The sequence below is a fragment of the Simiaoa sunii genome, assembly GCF_014337175.1.
GTDB lineage: Bacteria > Bacillota > Clostridia > Lachnospirales > Lachnospiraceae > Acetatifactor > Acetatifactor intestinalis.
Genome location: NZ_CP060633.1, coordinates 2,939,583 through 2,960,340, shown reverse-complemented (window position 1 = coordinate 2,960,340; position 20,758 = coordinate 2,939,583). Strand labels below are relative to the sequence as shown.

Genomic DNA, 20,758 nt, shown 5'->3' with positions numbered 1-20,758 from the left:
CGAGGGAGGATGGAAATGGAAGCGTTGAAGCTGTTTCAGGAATATATGGGAACGGGACTGATCATGATCTGGTTCCTGGTGAGCCTGTTATATCTGTGGGTGACAGAGAAGAGAAAATATATCCGCATCCTGTTTGTCTATGTACCGTTGGTATTGTTGCTGGTCTTCTTCAATCCGGTGGTTGCGAAGATCATATCCGGACTGGCGGATGGAGAAATTTATTACCGGATTCTGTGGCTTCTGCCGGTGACACCGGTTGTTGCATTCACTGCGGTCAGTCTCTGTGGAAAGCTGAGGGGATATCTGAAATATGTGGGGATAACGGCCGCACTGATCCTGTTTATGCTGTCCGGAAGCCTGATCTACCGCAATCCCTATTTTCAAAAAGCAGAGAATGTCTATCATGTACCCCAGAGTGTAGTGGATATCTGTGATGCCATTGAAGTCCCGGGACGGGAGGTCATGGCAGTGTTCCCCGGGGAGCTTTTACAGTATGTCCGCCAGTACAGCAATCTGGTGTGTATGCCTTATGGCCGCAATATTGTCGTAAGCAAGTGGACGGTACAGAACGATCTCTACGATGTCATGGAGCAGGAGACCATAGATGTCAGCGAACTGGCGACACTGGCCCGCGAAGAGCAATGTGCGTATATTATCCTGCCGGAGACGAAGACACTGGTCGGGAAACTGGAAGACCTGGAATATGAAGAGTTCGGGAGAATGCACGGATACGTCATCTATAAAGATGCTACCGTGGATCTGTATTACTTTATGAAATAAATTGAGAGTTAGTGAAATACATTGGCAAAATCCACGAACTCCCGGAGCATGCGATACACATGTCTCGATGTAAGGTCTCCGGATGTGAATTTTCTACGAAAAGTGATGAGTGGTTCTCGTCATGACGGGGCCGCCTACAGTCGACATCCATGTCGACAATCGGCTGACGCGGACATCGTGTCCGCTTTCCCCCTGTCTTTCAGCACTTTTCTAGAAAATATCAACATCCTCCGACAAACATCTTCGACATGTCACCGCATACTCCGGGAATTCTGCGTTTTGGAATATAAAGCTTTCGTGTTATACCTTCGTTTTTCACGATTTGGGTATCTGAGATAGAATAAGCTTCGCATACCCTCAAACTTTCCACAGCGTGGGTATCAGAAGCCAAACAAGCTTCGCATACCCTCAAACTTTTCTCAGTGTGGGTATCTGCGATAGAATAAGCTTCGCATACCCATAAACTTTTCACAGCGTGGGTATCAGAAGCCAAACAAGCTTCGCATACCCTCAAACTTTCCCTAACGTGGGTATCAGCAACAAAATAAGTAACTCATACCCATAAACTATTTACGCTGAGGCAGAAGAAGGGTACAGATTAGCTTGCTCCTGTCACCTGTGCCCACGTTGAGGCAGAAGAAGGGTACAGATTAGCTTGCTCCTGTCACCTGTGCCCACGTTGAGGCAGAAGAAGGGTACAGATTAGCTTGCTCCTGTCACCTGTGCCCACGTTGAGGCAGAAGAAGGGCACAGGAGGAGTTCGTCTAGCCGGTGGCAAGCCTGCGTTAACAATGCAATTACAATACTGCTCCTACATAGGACTTTACTGCTTCAGCAGCATAAAACTGATTTCAGGCAGTAAAGACCGGAACATCAAAGCAAAAAAATACCACCCGGAAAAGACAGCAAAGTCATCCGGGTGGCAGAAGTATGCAATCATCGATTCTATTTATTATTCCTGTGAAGCGTAACCCTTGGAATAGTAGTTCAGGAAGTACTCAAAACGTTTGGCAATGAGCTTTCGTCCTTTTACGTTCAGATGCAGGTTATCGGTCAGGTATTCCTTGGCGTTGTCTTCTGTGATGCTTCCGTACAGGTTATCCATGAAGGAAACACTGTGAAGGTTGGAGGAATAACATTCTTTGATCACATAAGTGGATAAAACATCGCGACCGTTATAAATATAGATATCGGAACTTACATAATTGCCATCCTCATCTATTGCATATGCGTAAGTAGGAGACATTACAATAATACGGATCTGCGGATACAGACGCTGCAGGACTTCGAGGCTTGCCTCCAGATTGCCGGTGAACTGCGTAGGATCCGTAGGATTGTCATCATTATACATAGCATTTCCCATCAGATAATCGGTGGCATCATACATGATCGCCACGGTATCAATGGTGTTGAAATCCAGGGTTTTCAGAGTGTTTACGACTTCTTCCGCTTCGGGTGGAGTCTTGTCACCCAAAGCTTCTGCAGCATCATTGTAATAGCCGTCCAGGGGAACTCCGGCGGCCAGATTCACCAGCCAATACAGACAGTAAGCATCCATAGGGGCAAGGGTGGAATCAAAATTGGTGTGTTGCGCGGCCAGATAACTTCCGCTGATGGAACAGTTGTATACGGTAGCACCGGTCTCCTTGGCAATCAGGTTGGCCAGATTGTCGGAAGAACCGCGGTCATCGGCAAAGGGTGCATTTCCGAACACGACAATATTAGAAGCATCGTTTACTATCATTTTACCGTTCTCATCGGTCAGGGGGAGGATAGAATCCCAGCTGTCATCATAGGATCCCTGTCCATCCTTGAAAATATCTGACTGGCTTACCCGCTGTCCCCAATGCGTAATGCGATAACCCAGCAGGCCTACCACCACAAGCAATACCAGGGCAAAAAGGACATGAAGATTCAGAAAACGCCGGATACCCTTAGGAGCGGGATGTTCCTCTTCCTCCTCTTCCCGGTCATTTTCTTCATATTCATCATCCGGATTTCCCTCGAAATCATCGGAAATATCGGATTTTCCAAAATCTGTGTCTTGCACAGTTTCATTTTCCAGGTCTACAATCTCAATATCAGGTATGTCATTCACGTGTTCGTCTCGTTTCATTCCATCTCTCCGTTTCAAGTATCTGTTTTTAAGTGGTAAAAAGAGTTATTCTGATTTTACTATTATACGGAAAGAAAGTCCACAATATTAGAAAGATTTAAGAAATTCTGAAGAAATGGACGAACAGCTTGAAGCGGCGGAAATAGAATGTTATAATGTTACGGAATTGTTACACTGAAGTACATTGAAGAATTATGAGCAGAAGGGATAGATAAAATGAAAAAATTATTTAACCATACAAAACGTCCGGACCGTAACTGGGAAGAAGACGTACAGGATGGTTACGATTGGGATGAAGAGCAGGACGGCGAAGAGTACTATGCCGACGACGAGGAGTACACCGATGAAGAGCAGGACGGCGAAGAGTACTATGCCGACGACGAGGAGTACACCGATGAAGAGCAGCAGGACGGCGAAGAGTACTACGCCGACGATGAGGAGTACACCGGAGAAGAGGACGGCGGAGAGTACTACGCCGACGATGAGGAGTACACCGACGAGGAGTACACCGGAGAAGAGGACGGCGAAGAGTACTATGCCGACGACGAGGAGTACACCGGAGAAGAGGACGGCGAAGAGTACTATGCCGACGATGAGGAGTACACCGGAGAAGAGGACGGCGGAGAGTACTATGCCGACGACGAGGAGTACACCGACGAGGAGTATATCGGAGAAGAGGACGGCGGAGAGTACTATGCCGACGATGAGGAGTACACCGGAGACGAGGACAGCGAAGAATATTACGCCGACGATGAAGAGTACTATGCCGACGATGATATGGCACCTGCTCGTGGCGGTAAACGGAAAAAGAGTAAAAAGCAGGGTGGCAATAAAATAGCTGCTATCTGGACCAAATTCCTGAACATGAGCACCATGGACCGCATTATGACGGCAACCGGTGTGGCAGTGCTGATCTTGGCCATTGTGACAGGCAGTGTATATGCCAGCGCACGTATGGTGGATCATCAGGTATCGGAGTTCGTCAGTGTGGGCAGCCAGCTGGACGGCATCCAGATGATCGGTGAGCAGGGTATGCTGGCAGTGGCAGATGCAAAGCTTGCGAAGATCGCAGCAGCCAATGCAGTCGATGATGAGAATGAGGAACAGAAAGAATATGATGAGGCCGAGTATACCAACGGTGGTACCGTTGAACTGGAACTGGTCTCCGTGCAGAAGGATCTAAAGATCAAATTTACCAATAAAAAGAGCGGTAAACTGATCTCCAATGTACCTTTCAGCGTGACGATCACGGATCCCAAAGGTAAATCTGATACCTGGACCGATGATGATATGGACGGTATTATCTACAAGAAGGGCATTACCCCCGGCAACTATACGGTAGCGGTAAATACCCTGACCGATGAAAAATATAAGGATTACACACTGCCTACCGGTACCCAGAAGGTAGAAGTCAGAAAGGATATCGCTTATAAAAAGGTCGATGTGGCAAACGAGATCAAGAAGGAATCCCAGGTCAATGCGGCAAAAGAGGACACCATGAAAAATGATACTGTGGTGGAGTCTATTCTGGAAGATACCGTGCAGTGGGTAGAAAGTAAGAAATTACCTCCTACTTATAGAGAGGTAACAAAGGATACCGTGGTAAATCCGGAAAAACAGACGGCTTACAGCGGAAGATTCCTGCGCATAGCAAATGAACAGATAAGTATCAAGGTAGGAGAGACCAAGCAGCTGAATCCGCCGGCAGGAGCCACGGTTGTTAGCTGGAGCAGCGATAATGCGGCGGTGGCCAGTGTAAATAATGGTGTGGTTACCGGCGTGAAGGCAGGTGGACCTGTAACGATCACTTGTACGTATACGGAGGCTGGCAGTGCTACACCGACTCCTACACCTACGCCGACGCCTACACCTACACCGACGCCTACACCTACACCGACACCGGAGACAACCCCAATAACACCGGAGACGACCCCAACAACACCGGAGACGACCCCGACAACACCGGCTCCGGCAGAAACGCCCGGTACACCTACAGGAGGAACAGGGGAAGGTGGCTCCTCAGGTGAGTCGCAGGCGGCTGCGCAGTCCGTGGGAGGCGGCAGCCTTCCTATAGCATATGCACAGGTAGGAAGCACACAGAAGACCTATACCTGGGAAGTTACCGTTACGGAAGTCCAAAAGCCGACCGCTGTTTTGGAACCGGCATCCCTGAACGTAGAAGCAAGAAAAGAAGCAACAGCGCAGGTTAAAGTTACGAATTTCACAGGTGCAACTTATAAGATCACTGCAAATTCCAATGATAAAGCAGCCACTGCGACGGTAGATGCAAACGGTAAGATCACAGTGAAAGGTGTAGCGGCTGGTGACGCAAAGATCACAGTCGCTGTAACGATGGGGGCTGAGACTAAGACACTGGATCTGGCAGTGAAGGTCACAGATGGAATCAAGATCACTTTGGATAAGACAGCTGTAACCGTTTATCCGAAATCTACGGCTGCTGTAACAGCCTCTGTCAGCGGAAGCGGAACCATAACGGCAGATTCCGGAGATAAGAATATTGCCACGGTAGCTGTAAGTGGCAAAACGATCACCGTTACCGGTGTGAAAAAAGGAACCGCAACCATCACTGTCACATATAAGGAGGGCAGCGCGGAAGCAAAAGCCACCTTTACAGTTACGGTAGCGGGCGATGTGAATCCCAGAGAGGATACCAAAACACCGTTAAAGGATACCAGCGGCAGACAGCTGTATGTATCCATCGGTGACAATCAATACCGGGCGGCAGCTTATGCGGATTATTACACTGCCACAAAGTTTTTCCTCATGGAGGAGGCCAGATATACCGGTTGGCAGACGTTAGACGGTAAGGTATATTTCTTCAAGGCAGACGGCAGCAAAGTGACCGGTGAGCAGGTCATCCAAGGTGCAAAATATAACTTCGCAAGTGACGGTTCCCTGGTAGTGGGATCAGGTACTATGGGCATTGATGTGTCCAAGTGGAACGGCAGCATTGATTGGAATGCGGTTAAGAATTCCGGAGTGAATTATGTGATCATTCGTGTGGGATACCGTGGATCATCTCAGGGAGCATTGATCGAGGATCCCAAGTTCAAGACCAATATCAAGGGAGCTACGGCAGCTGGTCTTAAGGTAGGTGTATACTTCTTCACACAGGCAGTGGATGAGGTAGAAGCAGTACAGGAAGCATCCATGGTACTGGACCGCATCAGCGGATATAAGATTTCTTATCCGGTATTCCTGGATGTGGAAGGCAGCGGCGGAAGAGGCGATGCCATCGATTCCGCTACCAGAACCGCAGTCTGCAAGGCATTCTGCAACACGATCAAGAATGCGGGATATACTCCCGGTGTCTATGCCAACAAGACATGGCTGACATCCAAGATGGATGCAGGTGCTCTGAGCGGTTACAAGATCTGGCTGGCACAGTATGCCAAGACCCCGACCTATACCGGCAGATATGATCTGTGGCAGTACAGATCCGACGGAAAAGTCAGCGGTATCAGCGGCAAAGTCGATTTAAATATCAGCTACCTGGGATATTAAGATTTGCAATAAAGCCCAGACCGACTGCTTGCAGGCAGGTCTGGTGCTTTATTAGCAAATCAAACACACATGAGCAAGTAGGACGATAGTCCGGAATGCGAATGTGTGTTACGGATTCGAGAGCACGAAGTGCGGAGAAGCCGTGTTGATATTTACAATGAACAGTCAGTGAGACTGCTCGCAGGCAGGACGATAGCCCGTGTTGCTATCCACCCCATTTTATGGTAGAATATCACTATCTATAGCATAATGCGCACACCTGCGCAGAACGGAGAGAAAATGAGAACTTATCTGGTAACAGGCGGTGCCGGTTTTATCGGTTCCAACTACATTCATTACATGTTCAAAAAATACGATAACGAGATCCGTATCATTAATGTGGATGCCCTGACCTATGCGGGAAACCTGGAGAATCTCAAGGATGTGGAGAAGCGTGACAATTACACTTTCGTGAAGGCAAATATCTGCGACAAGGAAGCCATCGGCAAAATTTTCGCGGAGAACGATATTGACCGCGTGGTACATTTCGCAGCCGAAAGCCATGTAGACAGAAGTATCCGTAACCCGGAGATCTTCGTACAGACCAACGTGCTGGGTACCGCAGTGATGTTAAACTGTGCCAAGGCAGCCTGGGAGCTTCCAGACGGCAGCTTCAAGGCTGGCAAAAAGTTCCTGCATGTATCTACGGATGAGGTCTACGGATCTCTTCCCGATGATGACAATGCTTTCTTCTATGAGACCACGCCTTACGATCCCCACAGTCCTTACTCCGCAAGTAAGGCAAGCTCGGACATGCTGGTGAAGGCATACATGGATACCTATCATTTCCCTGCCAATATCACCAACTGCTCCAACAATTACGGTCCTTTCCAGTTCCCCGAGAAGCTGATCCCTCTGATCATCAACAATGCCCTTCACGGCAAGAAGCTTCCGGTATACGGAGACGGCAAAAATGTCCGCGACTGGCTGTATGTAGAGGATCATGCGAAGGCCATCGACATGGTACAGGAGCAGGGAAGACTGTTCCAGACTTACAATATCGGCGGACACAACGAGAAGCAGAACATCGAGATCATCCATATTATCATCGAGACCTTACAGGAGATGCTTCCCGATTCCGATCCCCGCAAGGCACATATCAACAACGATCTGATCACTTACGTGGAAGACCGTAAGGGACATGACAGAAGATATGCGATCGCGCCGGACAAGATCAAGGCAGAGATCGGCTGGTATCCCGAGACCATGTTCAAGGAAGGCATCCGCAAGACCATCGCCTGGTACTTCGAGCATGAAGACTGGATGAACAATGTGACCAGTGGCGATTACCAGAAATACTACAATGAAATGTATGAGGAAAAGTAAAGAATATCTGCTAAATGGGAACGATGAACGTCGTTCCCATTCGGTGTGTTAAAAAACAAGTATTTTAAGGAGGTTTTTATGAAAGGAATTATACTGGCGGGAGGTTCCGGAACCAGACTTTATCCCCTGACAAAAGCAATATCCAAGCAGATCATGCCGGTGTACGATAAACCGATGATCTATTATCCCCTGTCAACCCTGATGCTGGCAGATATCAGAGAGGTGCTGATCATTTCCACCCCGAGAGATCTTCCGGTATTCAAAGAGTTATTGGGAGACGGCAGTCAGTTGGGCATGCGTCTCGAGTATGCGGTGCAGGACAAACCCCGTGGCCTCGCGGATGCTTTTATCATCGGAGCGGAATTCATCGGTAACGACAGAGTGGCACTGGTACTGGGAGATAATATTTTCTACGGGCAGAGCTTTTCGGCAGTGCTTCGTAAAGTAGCCGCCAGAGAAAAAGGCGCGACCATCTTCGGTTATTATGTGCGCGATCCCAGAGAATACGGCGTAGTGGAGTTCGATGAGAACGGCAAGGCACTTTCCATCGAGGAGAAGCCGGAGCATCCCAAGAGCAATTATGCAGTTCCCGGACTGTATTTCTATGATAACGATGTAGTGGAGATCGCGAAGAACGTAAAGCCTTCCGCAAGAGGTGAGATCGAGATCACCAGTATTAATAACGAGTACCTGAACAGAGGAACCCTGCAGGTAGAGACTCTGGGTCGTGGATTCGCATGGCTGGATACCGGCAATCACGATGCACTTCTGGATGCGGCAGATTTCGTGGCAGCGTTCCAGAAGAGACAGGGATTGTATATTTCCTGTATCGAGGAGATCGCTTTCAAACGTGGATTTATTGATAAAGAGCAGCTGCTGGCACTGGCAGAGCCGCTGCTGAAGACGAATTACGGTAAATATCTGGTAGAGGTAGCAAATGGACTCTAAGCTGCGGAAAATGGCGATTCTGGCCTCCATGGCGGTGATCCTGCTGGTGGCACTGGCGGTAATGTATGTGAACAGGGAACAACTGTCCCCCACATCCGGCCAGAACACGGAGGTGTCCGGAGCACAGAATGCAGGTGACGGCGAAGCAGTGGATCCCGTGCCGGAAGGCACCGGGGAGACGGACACCGCGGAAGCGGATGGCAGGATCGGCAACGACCTGAAAGCCTTTTTAAAAGATAATACGTTTTTTGATCCGGATGTGAATCCGATCCTGGAGGCGGCGAAAGATAACAGCCACCGCCTGTCACTGGTGGCGACTTCCGTGGAAAAGGATCTGCGTATCCAGATCGTTGACAATGAAGGTGTACCGGTGACCGGAGAGAGTTTCTATGTCCGGGTGGACGGTCTGGGAGATTACAAGGATCTGGATCAGGACGGCGTGATCTACATTGCTGATCTGGATTCCGGCGATTATTATATGGAACTGTTACCCATCGAAGGATATAAAGTTCCCATCACCGAGACCAAAGTGCATGTAAAAGAAAAAGTGGAATATCTGGCCATTGATGATATTTCTCTGTTGATCAAGACAGAGGATGAAGTCGATGCGGATGCCGAGGACAGTGCTGTGGCAGGTGCTCTGGCGGATGCAGACAAGACGGAGATCCAAAAGCTGCAGACCACATCCGGCAATGCGAAGGTCGGCATCGATGTGTCCAAGTGGAACGATACCATCGACTGGGATAAGGTAAAAAATGCCGGAGTGCAGTTTGCCATCGTTCGTGCGGGCTACCGCGGTTCGGTTACGGGAAGTCTGGTGGAGGATCCACAGTTTGTCGCCAACATGAAAGGTGCAACAGCCGCTGGGATTCCGGTGGGCGTGTACTTTTTTACCCAGGCTACAGATGAGAAAGAGGCGGTGGAAGAGGCTTCTGCCGTGCTGGAGCTGATCCGTGATTTCCAACTGAGCTATCCTGTATTTATTGATACGGAGGGTGCCGGAGGAAACGGCCGGGCGGACGGACTGGATGCGGAGACCAGAACCCTGGTATGTGAGGCTTTTTGCCGGACGGTAGAAAATGCCGGATATACAGCAGGCGTCTATGCCAGCCGCAACTGGTACAACAATAATCTGCAGACCGCCAGACTGGAGAATTATCATATCTGGCTTGCGGAGTACCGCAGTGTGCCGTTATATCAGGGATATTACAAGACCTGGCAGTATACCTCCAAGGGAAAAGTGGACGGTATCGAAGGCAGAGTCGATATAAATATCACCTATGAATGAAAATAATAAAGAGTGAGGATGAAATAAATGGGCAAGATAACAGTAGAAACATGTGAAATCGAAGGATTGAAGATCATTACCCCCACGGTATTCGGTGATGCCAGAGGGTATTTCATGGAGACTTATAATTACAATGATCTTAAAGCAGCGGGAATCCCGGAAGTGTTTGTACAGGATAATCAGTCTGCTTCTAAAAAAGGAGTTCTCAGAGGACTTCATTTTCAGAAGCATTTTCCGCAGGACAAGCTGGTACGTGTGATCCGCGGAGAAGTCTATGATGTGGCTGTGGATCTGCGGGAAGGCTCCAAGACTTTCGGGCAGTGGTATGGTGTACTTTTGTCTGAGGAGAACAAGAAGCAGTTCTTTATTCCGAAAAATTTCGCGCATGGATTTCTGGTACTGTCCGATTACGCAGAGTTCTGCTACAAATGTACCGATTTTTATCATCCGGATGATGAGGGCGGTATTGCATATAACACGCCGGATATCGGTGTGGAATGGCCCATCCCCGAAGGTATGGAACTGACATTATCCGAGAAGGATACCAAGTGGGGCACTCTGGAACAGTACATGAAGGAAAAAGAGCATGAAAAAAAGTGTGAAAATCAGTAAGAAAACAGGCATTGCCCTGTTCGTGACAGCGGCAGTGATCATGGCTCTGCTCATCGTGTTCCATAAGAATCCGGGACCTGCTGTGGATCAGAGTCAGGAGCTGGCGAAAAAGATCATCTCCTGCGTTGTCATTGCGGCGGCATGCTTTGCGTTTATCCGCTGGTACGATAAATTTACCGGACTGCCGGTAGAGTTATTCCAGAATAGACATCTGATCTGGAAGCTGGCGAAAAACGATTTTAAAAAGAGATATGCGGGTTCTTACCTGGGCGCGGTCTGGGCGATGGCGCAGCCGGTGGTAACCGTGGCGATGTATTACATCGTCTTCGACAAGATCATGGGAAATACCAGCACACCCCTGCGGGAGGGCGTGGAAGTGCCTTTTGTACTTTTCCTGACAGCGGGACTGGTGCCCTGGTTCTACTTCAGTGAGGCACTGAACAACGGCACCAATGCACTCTTAGAGTACAACTATCTGGTGAAAAAAGTAGTATTTAAGATCAGCATCCTGCCGATCATCAAGATTATTGCGGCTACTTTTATCCATGTATTTTTCGTGTGTCTCCTGTTGATCGTGGCGGCTATTTACGGCTATTACCCCACAATCTACACTACACAGATCATTTATTACAGTTTTTGCCTGTTTATATTTGTGCTGGCACTCAGCTACACCACGTGTGCGGTAGTGGTGTTTTTCCGGGATCTGTCCCAGATCATCAGCATCGGATTGCAGATCGGCATGTGGGCCACTCCGATCTTATGGAATCTGGACGCGCTGTCTCCGGAGTGGATCATGATCCTGAAGCTGAATCCGCTGGTCTATATCGTGAATGGCTACCGCAGTGCGATCTACGAGAAAGAATGGTTTTTCCGGGATTTCTTTTCCACGATGTATTTCTGGATCGTGACGGTGGTATTGTTCGGACTGGGTGCTGTGATCTTTAAGAGACTGAAAGTGCATTTCGCAGATGTGCTATAGTACGATGGATTGTTACAATTCCGAGAGCTCAAGGAACGGGGTACTGCATTACGGAACTGTTGTGGGGGAAACAGAAAGGGTGAAAGTAATTGAAGGGTGCTCTTGAAAAGTTAAGAAAAATATTGTTATGGAAGCCGGGCAGGGTACTGCTGGCAGTGGGCTGTTGCGGACTGCTGTTGTTAGCACTGATCCCACTGTTTCGACTGACGATTTATGCGGTTCCTTATTATGACGACTATAACTTTGGAAGATTTGCCAGAGCTGCCATGGAGCAGGAGCAGTCGAAATGGGCGGCGATCTCCGGCGCACTGGACTGCTCCAGAACCCAGTGGTATGCATGGCAGGGAACGTATTCTTCTATTTTTTTCATGACACTGATGCCGGCTGTCTGGGGAGAACAGTATTACTTCTTAGGATCGGTGTTCATTCTGTTACTGCTTTTGGCGGGAAGCATGGTGTTTACCCACGTGATCCTGCGGAAAGTCTTCGGAATGGAGAAATGGATCAGCCTGGCGATCCAGGCGGTGATCACCACAGCACAATTTATGTTTATCTATTCCGCGCAGAGCGGCTTCTACTGGTATAACGGCGGGATCCACTACGTGGGAATGCATGGCTTCGGACTTTTGTTTTTGTCTGTGTCCATCTGTCTGGAGAGAGCAAAGGGGAGAACTGCAAAAGGCCTGTTATTCACAGCATCGGTTCTGCTTGCCATGATTACGGCGGGGAGCAATTTTGTTACAGCCCTGCAGGGATTATGGTGTGTTCTGACGATTCTGGCAGTGAGTGTGGTGTGGGAACACCGCAAGAAGGGCTTATGGCTGTTGCCGGCTATCGCGGTATATATCATAGGTTTCGGCATGAATGTGGCAGCTCCCGGCAACTCTGTGCGGGCACAGAGCTATATCGGTTGGGGCTATGGACCGTTAGAGTCCATCGGCAGATCATTTTTGGAAGCCGTGAAACACATTCCAGAGTATACCGGTCTGGTAGTACTGACGGTGATGCTATTGCTGGTACCCATGATCTGGCAGGCGGTGAAGGGGACGGATTACCGGTTTCGTTATCCCGGAATTGTCTTGGTATGGTCCTTCTGTCTGTATGCTACAGGATATACACCGAGTCTTTATTCCCTGGGGCATGCCGGGCTGTCCAGAACGTTGAATGCGGTAAAAATCACCTATCTGCTGCTTTTATTTCTGAATGAGATCTACTGGATCGGGTGGCTGCGACAGTTACTGGAGAAAAGAGCGGAGCAGACAACCGGGCAATTGACGATACAGAAGTGGGCCATACGAAGCGATGCAGCAGCCTGGTGGTTTTATGTGCTGATCGGTGTGGCATGCCTTGTGATCTTCCGGGCATCTCCCAATCAGGCGGGACATTATTCGTCCTATGGAGCGTATTATTATGTACACACCGGGGAGGCTTATAATTTTCATCAGGAATATCTGGAACGGGTGGCAATTCTGTCCGGACCGGAAAAAGATGTGCAGCTGCCGGCCTATCAGTTCCGCCCGTGGTTTTTGTGCATGGGAGAAATCTCCGAGGATGCGGACAATGAGGCCAACCGTTCTCTGGCCATGTGGTACCATAAAGACAGTGTAACACTGAAAGAAAAGGATTAAGACATTATGCAGGATAAGAGAAAACTGGCAATTGAAGTTGATAATGTCCAGAAAATCTATAAATTATATGATAAACCTTCGGACCGTCTGAAGGAAGCTTTTGGATTCGGTAAAAAGACCAAACATAAGCTCCACTATGCCCTGAAAGGCGTGAGTATGAAGATCTATCAGGGGGAAACCGTGGGAATCATCGGTACCAACGGTTCCGGTAAGTCCACCATCCTGAAGATCATCACCGGAGTATTGAATCCGACTTCCGGACGGGTGCTGGTCAACGGGCGTATCTCCGCTCTGCTGGAGCTGGGTGCCGGCTTCAATATGGAATACAACGGTATCGAGAATGTCTATCTGAATGGTACCATGATGGGATTTTCCGAAAAAGAGATCGAGGCAAAGCTGCCGGAGATCTTAAGCTTTGCGGATATCGGAGATTATGTCTATCAGCCGGTAAAGACCTATTCCAGCGGTATGTTCGTCCGCCTGGCGTTTGCAGTGGCGATCAATATCGAGCCGGAGATCCTGATCGTAGATGAGGCTCTGAGCGTCGGTGATGTATTTTTCCAGGCAAAATGTTATCATAAATTCGAAGAATTCAAGAAAATGGGCAAGACGATCGTCTTCGTCAGTCACGATCTGAGCAGTATCAGTAAATATTGCGACCGCGTCTATCTGCTGAACCAGGGAAATATTCTGGGAGAAGGCAGCCCCAAGGCCATGATCGATACTTATAAACGGGTACTGGTGGGACAGTACGATGAATCCGAAAATGCCGGTGAGGAATCGGAGAATCTCTTAGATGATGAAGATCTGCAGAGAGCTGCTGCGAAAAAGGCGGATGGCGCAGCCAAAGATGCTGCTGAGGCTTCCGCGGAGGCGAAGGGACAGAATCCCAATGCCCTGGAATACGGTACAAAGCAGGCACAGATCGAAGAATTTTACATTACGGATGACAGGGGTGTGCCTACCAATGCCATTCTGAAGGGGACAATGTTTACCATCCATATGAAGGTCCGGTTTATGGATCCTATACCGGCACCGATTTTTGCATTTTCCGTGAAAAATGTCATCGGTGTGGAGATCACCGGTACCAATACCATGATCGAGAAGGCGTTCTTAGACAGTGTGGAACCAGGTGATGTGAAAAATGTGACTTTTACACAGAAGATGAATCTGCAGGGCGGAGAATATCTGCTGTCTCTGGGAGTGACCGGCTACAATCAGGACACCTTCGAGGTCTATCACAGACTGTATGATGCCCTGAATATTACAGTAGTATCCGATAAAAATACCGTAGGCTATTATGATATGGATTCCGATACGAAAGTATGGGATGCAGAGGAGAAATAAAGAATGACAGAGACCATCGGCAAAGTAACACTGAATCTGGATAAGTATCCCGGAGAGGATTATTATTGTGACGGCAGTGTGGAAGACGAGATTCTGGAGATTGTAAAAAAATACAGTACCGTGGAATATGACCGGATCATCGCAGAGAGAAAAAGCTGGCCGATCCTGTATCATCTGTCGGCTCTGCGGGAAAATATCGTGGATTTTCTTCCGATCAAAAAGACGGACAAAGTGCTGGAAGTAGGCAGCGGCTGCGGAGCCATTACAGGAGCCCTGTCCCGGAAAGCCGGATCGGTGACCTGCGTGGATCTCTCAAAAAAGCGCAGTCTGATCAATGCGTACCGGCACAGTGAAAGTGAAAATGTGACGATCCACATAGGCAATTTTACGGATGTGGAACCGGATCTGCCCGCAGATTATGACTATATCTGCCTCATTGGTGTCTTCGAGTACGGCCAGGCTTACATAGGCGGCAGCACACCTTATGAAGATTTCCTGAAAATTCTGCAAAAGCATCTGGCACCGGGTGGACGAATCGTTATCGCTATTGAGAACAAATACGGACTGAAATATTTTGCGGGCTGCAAGGAAGATCACTTGGGAGACTGGTTTTCCGGAATCGAAAATTATCCGAACGGTGGCGTAGTGCGTACTTTTTCCCGGAAAAAGCTGGAGAAGATCTTCGATGCCTGCAGCGTGGGGGAGCGGAGCTTCTATTATCCGTATCCCGATTATAAATTTATGACCACGGTCTATTCCGACGCGTATCTTCCGGGACGGGGAGAGCTGTCCAATAATCTGCGGAATTTTGACCGTGACAGAATGCTGTTATTTGATGAAAAAAGTGCCTTTGACGGCATCGTGGAAGAGGGACTGTTCTCTGTATTTTCCAACTCTTACATGGCAATTATCGGTAAGCCACTGGAACTGAACTATGCAAGATATTCCAACGATCGTGCGGAAGAGTTCCGGATCCGTACCGAGATCCTTACGGATACAGAGGGGAAGAAAACCGTTCGGAAATATCCGCTTACGACAGAAGCCGAAGCCCATGTGCGTCACATGGCGGAAGCATACGAAAAATTAAAAAAGCGCTACGCCGGAAGCCGGCTGGACGTTAATGTCTGTCATCCGGGAGAAGAGGACGGCATCCCTTATGCGGAATTTGAATTCGTATCGGGCAGACCGTTGTCGGAACTGATGGATGAATGTCTGGACAGACAGGATATCGAAGGATTCCACAGCCTGTTTGCGGAGTATCTGGAGAGGGTAGGATTCGGGGAAGAAGTTCCGGTAGCGGATTTTGACCTGATCTTTGCCAATATTCTGGTGGACGGGGATCACTGGACACTGATCGATTACGAGTGGACCTTTGACCGTGTCATAGATACGAAAGCACTGGCGTTCCGGGCAATTTACTGTTATGTTCTGGAGAATGAAAGACGCAATGCGTTGGAACTGGACCGGATCTTAGATCGTCTGGACATCACGGAAAATGAGGCAAGACAGTACAGAGAGCAGGAGCGGGAATTCCAGAAATATGTCACCGGACAGAAATTGTCCATGGGTGAGATCCGGAATCTCTTAGGCGGTGAAATCTATAAACCCACCGAATGGATCGGGCGTTTTCGTCAGTCAGAAGGAGAACTGCGGGTACAGATCTATGAAGACAAGGGACAGGGATTTTCCGAAGAGAAATCTTATTTCCCGGAAAATGTCTATGTTGCGGAAAAAGAGGCAGAGTTTACCGTGAAATTCGACGGTAACGTACATTATCTGCGGCTGGATCCGGCAATGTGTTCCTGCATCTGTAAGATTCGGGAACTGTCCATGAACGGACAGCCGGTTCCTCTGCAGGATAAGAAAGTGTTCACTACCAACGGAAAAATCCTGAAATCCGAAGAGGGAGCGGACCATCCCAGCGTGATATTTGCCACGGAGGATCCCAATATGACGATCCGGGCAGATGTGCTGAACCGGCAGGCGGAGAATACGTTGTCTGTGAAAATGGAGATCGTACAGATCCCTCAGGCAATGGCAAAAGATATGATGGGAGTGGAGAAGAAGGGAGCGGCAGCTTGGGTATTCGGACAGCGGTGAAGCAGGTGCTGATCGCACAGCAGGATAAAAAATACGAAAAAGAACTGGCGCAGCTTAAGGTCACCTATGAACAGTGGGCAGCGGAGCAGGACCGGGAAAGCGCCGAACCCCGGGAAATTGCGGGACTTGTGGAATTCGTCATTTTCCGACAGGCGGCGGGACGACTGGCAGATAATGCGACAGAGCGGATCAACGCTTATTTTACAAAGCATCCGGAAGCAGAAATCGTCTACGGTGATGAAGACCTGATGAATGAGAAGGGAGAGCGTTGCATTCCCTGGTACAAACCCTGTTGGTCACCGGATCTGTACAGAGCCTTTTTCTATGTGGGAAGTGTCGTTGCGGTACGGAGCAGTCTGCTGCAGAGAATGGGAGAAAATCCGGTCGTGACAGAGAACGAGAGCACCGGAAAGGAAATTATTTTTACAGATGCCGGAGAGATCCGTCCGCTGATGGATCGCCTGTTTTTGGGAGCCGGAGGGTTCGAGAGAGATTGTCATTCCGTCGGTCATATGGAAAACGTGTTGTTCCATGGAACTTTTTCTGCAGACGGAATAGGAATCCAGGGACCGGATGTACGTGCAGACCGGGACAGCCGGGAGTGCACTCCCTGGGAAAATTACCAGCTGACAAAGGAGTCACCGCAGCTGGCGGTGGAACTGGCTTCCAGGGCGGCGGAAGGTGCCAAAGAGTTATTCGCAGGAGAGCTTAAAGTCTCGGTGATCATTCCCTCCAAAGATAATCCGGAGGTACTGGAGAAGTGCCTGCGTTCCCTGACGAGAAGGTCTGAGGGCAGGATCCCTGTTGAAATTTTGCTGGTGGATAACGGAAGCAGTGCGGAAAATAAGCAAAAAACGGAAGAACTGATCGGACGGATCCGGGAAAGCGGTGTCCCTGTCCGTTATATTTATGAACCGGCGGAATTTAATTTTTCAGCGATGTGCAACCGGGGAGCTGAACTGGCGGAAGGAAAGTTTTTGCTGTTTTTAAATGATGATATAGAAGTGTGCGGCAATGATTGGCTGGACAAAATGGTGATCCGCGCTATGCAGCCTTATGTGGGAAGCGTGGGACTAAAGCTGTATTATCCGGATTCCGTGAAAATACAACACGACGGTATTGTCAATCTGCCGGTGGGGCCGGTGCATAAGCTCCAGTTCATGGAAGACGATAAGTCTTATTATTTTGGCAGAAATCGCTTTGATCTGAATTGCGTGGCAGTGACGGGTGCCTGTCTGCTGATAAGGACAGAGGTATTCCGGGAGACGGGTGGATTCCGGGAGGCACTGCGGGTGGCCTATAATGATGTGGATCTGGGATTTTGTCTGGTGGAAATGGGATATTACAATGTGGTGCTGAATGACTGTTTTGCATATCATCATGAATCCCTGAGCCGCGGAAGCGACGAAAGTCCCGAGAAAATGCGACGCCTGACGGAAGAGAGAGAACTGCTTTACCAGATGCATCCTCAGTTCCGCGGAGTGGATCCTTTTTATCCTATGGGACTGAACCGGGAAGGACTGGACAGCCGTGTGGTTCCGGCATATCTTACAGACCGGAATATTTTACAGGAGCCGGCATGGAGATGTGAGAGCTGGCAGGAGCTTCTGGAAAATGCAAGACAGGATGACTGCCTGATGGCACGGGTGGAGACTGCAGGGCCGGAGCGGATCCAGGGATACAGTGTGATCCTGGGAGATGATAACGCATGTTATGATAAACTTTTAGTATTGCTTCCCGAAGATACGCAGGGACAGCGGGAGGCGGACCGGAAGGTATGGTCCATGAAGATTTTACCTGCATATCGGCAGGAACTGGAGGAGAATCTTCCGGACCAGAAAAATGTGGCGCTGGGAGGTTTCTGTGTGAAACGGAAAACAGGGCAGTTGCCTCCGGGGAATTATGGAATCGCCGTTCTTGCGGTCCATCGGATCAGTAAGCTGAAACTGTGGAATACAACGGGAAAATATTTGACGGAGGAAAAACATGTCTGAGATCAATTATCAAGAAGCCTACGAGAGGGAGCACGAAAAATGTGCGGATCTGGCAGACAAGATCGTAGTGCTGGAATCGGAAAAAGAGGACCTGCAGTTCAAACTGGACCGGATCAAAAAGAATAAATTCTGGAAAGCCACGGGTCCGGCGAGAAGTCTGATCCATTTCGCACAGAGACAGAGGGATCGCTTGTCCCATTGTGGCGGACCGAAGGATATCCTGCGTAAGATCCGCAACAAGAGTCGCCAGAAGAGCCTGATGGAGTCCTACGGAACCGGAAGCTTTCCTGATGCGGAGCAGCGGAAAAAGGAAGAAGAGACGATATTCCCTTATATGCCGAAGATCAGCATTTTGGTTCCGCTGTGGAACAATAAAAGAGAATTCCAGATCCAGATGCTGGACTGCGTCATGAATCAGACGTATCCCAACTGGGAACTGTGTCTGGCGGACGGTTCCGACGCGGAGCACTCCTATATCGAGGAACTCTGCAGGGAGTACGCGGCGAAGGCGAATGGTCGTATCGTCTATAAGCACCTGGATCATAACGGCGGTATCTCCTATAACACCAACGAATGCTACAAGCTGGCTACCGGAGATTATATCGGCCTGTTTGACCAGGATGATATTTTACATCCTTCCGTACTGTATGCGTATGTGAAGGAGATCAATGAGCAGGGTGCGGATTATCTTTATTGTGATGAGACCACTTTCAAGGAAAATGATATTAATAAAATGCTGACCATGCATTTTAAGCCGGACTATGCACCGGACAATCTGCGGGCGAATAATTATATCTGCCATTTCAGCGTTTTTTCCCGAAAACTGTTAGAGGGAGAGGAACTGTTCCGCACCGCATTTGACGGTGCCCAGGATCACGATATGATCCTGCGTCTGACCGACAGAGCGGAAAAGATCGTTCATGTTCCCAGACTGATGTACTACTGGAGAAGCCATGAGGGCAGTACCGCAGCCAGCATTGACGCGAAGCCTTATGCCATTGAGGCGGCAAAGGGAGCTGTGGCAGATCATCTGAAAAAGCATGGTTTTAAGCATTTTCAGATCACCAGTACCAGAGCCTGCGCCACGATCTTCCGGATCCGGTATCAGATCCTGGGAGATCCGAAGATCTCCATCGTGATCGCCAATAAGGATCACGTTGAGGATCTGAAGCGTTGTATTACCTCGATCCAAAAGAACAGCACCTGGAGCAATTACGAGATCATTGTCGTGGAAAATAACAGTACCACACCGGAGATCAAGGACTATTATTCCCAACTGTTGGGATTGTCCGGCGATGATTCTTATGAAGAAAGATGCAAGCTGCATACAGTCTGCGGCCATGACGGCGGTATCCTGCACAGCGGGGACGGACGGATTTCCATTGTGACATATCAAGGTGACTTTAATTATTCTGCGGTCAATGATCTGGGAGCGTCTTATGCTTCCGGTGAGTATATTTTACTGCTGAACAATGATACGGAGGTTATCACAGCCAACTGGATGGAAGAGATGCTGATGTATGCCCAGAGAGAGGATGTGGGTGCCGTAGGTGCCAAACTGTATTATGCGGACAAGACGATCCAGCATGCCGGCGTGGTCATCGGACTGGGAGCACACCGCACGGCAGGACATACCCATTATCGCATCCCGGTACAGAACTTAGGCTACATGGGACGTCTGTGTTATACCCAGAACGTTACAGCGGTGACCGGTGCCTGTCTGTTGGTGAAAAAGAGCCTGTATGAGCAGGTGGGCGGTCTGGATGAGAGCTTTGTGATCTCTTTAAATGATGTGGATTTCTGCCTGAAATTACGTAAACTGGGACTTCTGAATGTGTGGACTCCTTTTGCGGAGCTGTATCATTACGAATCCATCTCCAGAGGACTGGACGATCAGGGAGAAAAGGCAGAGCGCTACAACAGAGAATCCGGGCATTTCCGTGAAAAATGGAAGGCTGAACTGGAGGCGGGAGATCCCTATTACAATCCGAATTTCTCTCTGGATCGCAGCGATTACGCACTGAAGGATCCGGCAGTTAGCGGACGTTAAATAATTCTTTTCAGTAGAGGGAATCT

General features: G+C 49.0%; 13 protein-coding genes. 12 read left to right on the top strand and 1 reads right to left on the bottom strand.

From position 1 onward, the window contains the following. The first annotated feature begins 15 nt into the window (after positions 1 to 15). Positions 16 to 780: a hypothetical protein gene (locus H9Q77_RS13715; RefSeq protein ID WP_249325899.1), complete on the top strand. Its 765-nt coding sequence runs from the start codon at positions 16 to 18 to the stop codon at positions 778 to 780. Between the two features lie 952 nt (positions 781 to 1,732). Here H9Q77_RS13715 and H9Q77_RS13710 read toward each other — a convergent pair. Continuing rightward, positions 1,733 to 2,896: an SGNH/GDSL hydrolase family protein gene (locus H9Q77_RS13710; protein ID WP_249325898.1), complete on the bottom strand. Its 1,164-nt coding sequence runs from the start codon at positions 2,894 to 2,896 to the stop codon at positions 1,733 to 1,735. 216 nt (positions 2,897 to 3,112) lie between these two features. On the opposite strand from H9Q77_RS13710, the gene H9Q77_RS13705 reads away from it, so the two are divergent. The 11 genes from H9Q77_RS13705 to H9Q77_RS13655 all read left to right on the top strand — a co-directional run bounded on the left by H9Q77_RS13705 (position 3,113) and on the right by H9Q77_RS13655 (position 20,732). Further along, positions 3,113 to 6,421: a GH25 family lysozyme gene (locus H9Q77_RS13705; RefSeq protein ID WP_249325896.1), complete on the top strand. Its 3,309-nt coding sequence runs from the start codon at positions 3,113 to 3,115 to the stop codon at positions 6,419 to 6,421. Between the two features lie 279 nt (positions 6,422 to 6,700). Further along, the gene (gene rfbB, locus H9Q77_RS13700) at positions 6,701 to 7,786 is read left to right on the top strand and encodes a dTDP-glucose 4,6-dehydratase (RefSeq protein WP_118550103.1); all 1,086 of its coding nucleotides are present in this window, start codon (positions 6,701 to 6,703) and stop codon (positions 7,784 to 7,786) included. Between the two features lie 78 nt (positions 7,787 to 7,864). Then, positions 7,865 to 8,734, top strand: coding sequence for a glucose-1-phosphate thymidylyltransferase RfbA (rfbA, locus tag H9Q77_RS13695; RefSeq protein ID WP_118550102.1), 870 nt, complete (start codon positions 7,865 to 7,867; stop codon positions 8,732 to 8,734). Continuing rightward, entirely contained in the window at positions 8,724 to 10,022 is a 1,299-nt protein-coding gene (locus H9Q77_RS13690) for a glycoside hydrolase family 25 protein (RefSeq protein WP_249325895.1), read from the top strand. The genes rfbA and H9Q77_RS13690 overlap by 11 nt, the downstream gene beginning before the upstream one ends. Positions 10,023 to 10,049: 27 nt before the next feature. Further along, positions 10,050 to 10,634 (top strand): dTDP-4-dehydrorhamnose 3,5-epimerase, encoded by a 585-nt coding sequence (rfbC, locus tag H9Q77_RS13685; RefSeq protein ID WP_022152783.1) that lies wholly within the window; start codon positions 10,050 to 10,052, stop codon positions 10,632 to 10,634. Further along, positions 10,609 to 11,613 carry an ABC transporter permease gene (locus H9Q77_RS13680; protein ID WP_249325893.1) on the top strand — a complete coding sequence of 335 codons (1,005 nt, stop codon included), beginning with the start codon at positions 10,609 to 10,611 and terminating at the stop codon, positions 11,611 to 11,613. The genes rfbC and H9Q77_RS13680 overlap by 26 nt, the downstream gene beginning before the upstream one ends. A gap of 89 nt (positions 11,614 to 11,702) precedes the next feature. Beyond that, positions 11,703 to 13,241 (top strand): DUF6056 family protein, encoded by a 1,539-nt coding sequence (locus tag H9Q77_RS13675; protein WP_118547737.1) that lies wholly within the window; start codon positions 11,703 to 11,705, stop codon positions 13,239 to 13,241. A gap of 6 nt (positions 13,242 to 13,247) precedes the next feature. Continuing rightward, positions 13,248 to 14,588 carry an ABC transporter ATP-binding protein gene (locus H9Q77_RS13670; protein ID WP_118547736.1) on the top strand — a complete coding sequence of 447 codons (1,341 nt, stop codon included), beginning with the start codon at positions 13,248 to 13,250 and terminating at the stop codon, positions 14,586 to 14,588. Between the two features lie 3 nt (positions 14,589 to 14,591). Next, positions 14,592 to 16,688, top strand: a complete 2,097-nt coding sequence (locus H9Q77_RS13665) for an SAM-dependent methyltransferase (protein ID WP_249325891.1) — start codon at positions 14,592 to 14,594, stop codon at positions 16,686 to 16,688. After that, positions 16,667 to 18,682 carry a glycosyltransferase family 2 protein gene (locus tag H9Q77_RS13660; RefSeq protein WP_249325890.1) on the top strand — a complete coding sequence of 672 codons (2,016 nt, stop codon included), beginning with the start codon at positions 16,667 to 16,669 and terminating at the stop codon, positions 18,680 to 18,682. Before H9Q77_RS13665 ends, H9Q77_RS13660 begins: the two co-directional genes overlap by 22 nt. Beyond that, positions 18,675 to 20,732, top strand: coding sequence for a glycosyltransferase family 2 protein (locus H9Q77_RS13655; RefSeq protein ID WP_148447328.1), 2,058 nt, complete (start codon positions 18,675 to 18,677; stop codon positions 20,730 to 20,732). Before H9Q77_RS13660 ends, H9Q77_RS13655 begins: the two co-directional genes overlap by 8 nt. Positions 20,733 to 20,758: the final 26 nt, after the last annotated feature.

Coding starts and splice junctions, on each gene's coding strand:
- H9Q77_RS13690 (WP_249325895.1), top strand. CDS start 8,724: ATGGACTCTAAGCTGCGGAAAATGGCGATTCTGGCCTCCATGGCGGTG.
- rfbC (WP_022152783.1), top strand. CDS start 10,050: ATGGGCAAGATAACAGTAGAAACATGTGAAATCGAAGGATTGAAGATC.
- H9Q77_RS13655 (WP_148447328.1), top strand. CDS start 18,675: ATGTCTGAGATCAATTATCAAGAAGCCTACGAGAGGGAGCACGAAAAA.
- H9Q77_RS13715 (WP_249325899.1), top strand. CDS start 16: ATGGAAGCGTTGAAGCTGTTTCAGGAATATATGGGAACGGGACTGATC.
- H9Q77_RS13680 (WP_249325893.1), top strand. CDS start 10,609: ATGAAAAAAAGTGTGAAAATCAGTAAGAAAACAGGCATTGCCCTGTTC.
- rfbA (WP_118550102.1), top strand. CDS start 7,865: ATGAAAGGAATTATACTGGCGGGAGGTTCCGGAACCAGACTTTATCCC.
- rfbB (WP_118550103.1), top strand. CDS start 6,701: ATGAGAACTTATCTGGTAACAGGCGGTGCCGGTTTTATCGGTTCCAAC.
- H9Q77_RS13705 (WP_249325896.1), top strand. CDS start 3,113: ATGAAAAAATTATTTAACCATACAAAACGTCCGGACCGTAACTGGGAA.
- H9Q77_RS13665 (WP_249325891.1), top strand. CDS start 14,592: ATGACAGAGACCATCGGCAAAGTAACACTGAATCTGGATAAGTATCCC.
- H9Q77_RS13710 (WP_249325898.1), bottom strand. CDS start 2,896: ATGAAACGAGACGAACACGTGAATGACATACCTGATATTGAGATTGTA.
- H9Q77_RS13670 (WP_118547736.1), top strand. CDS start 13,248: ATGCAGGATAAGAGAAAACTGGCAATTGAAGTTGATAATGTCCAGAAA.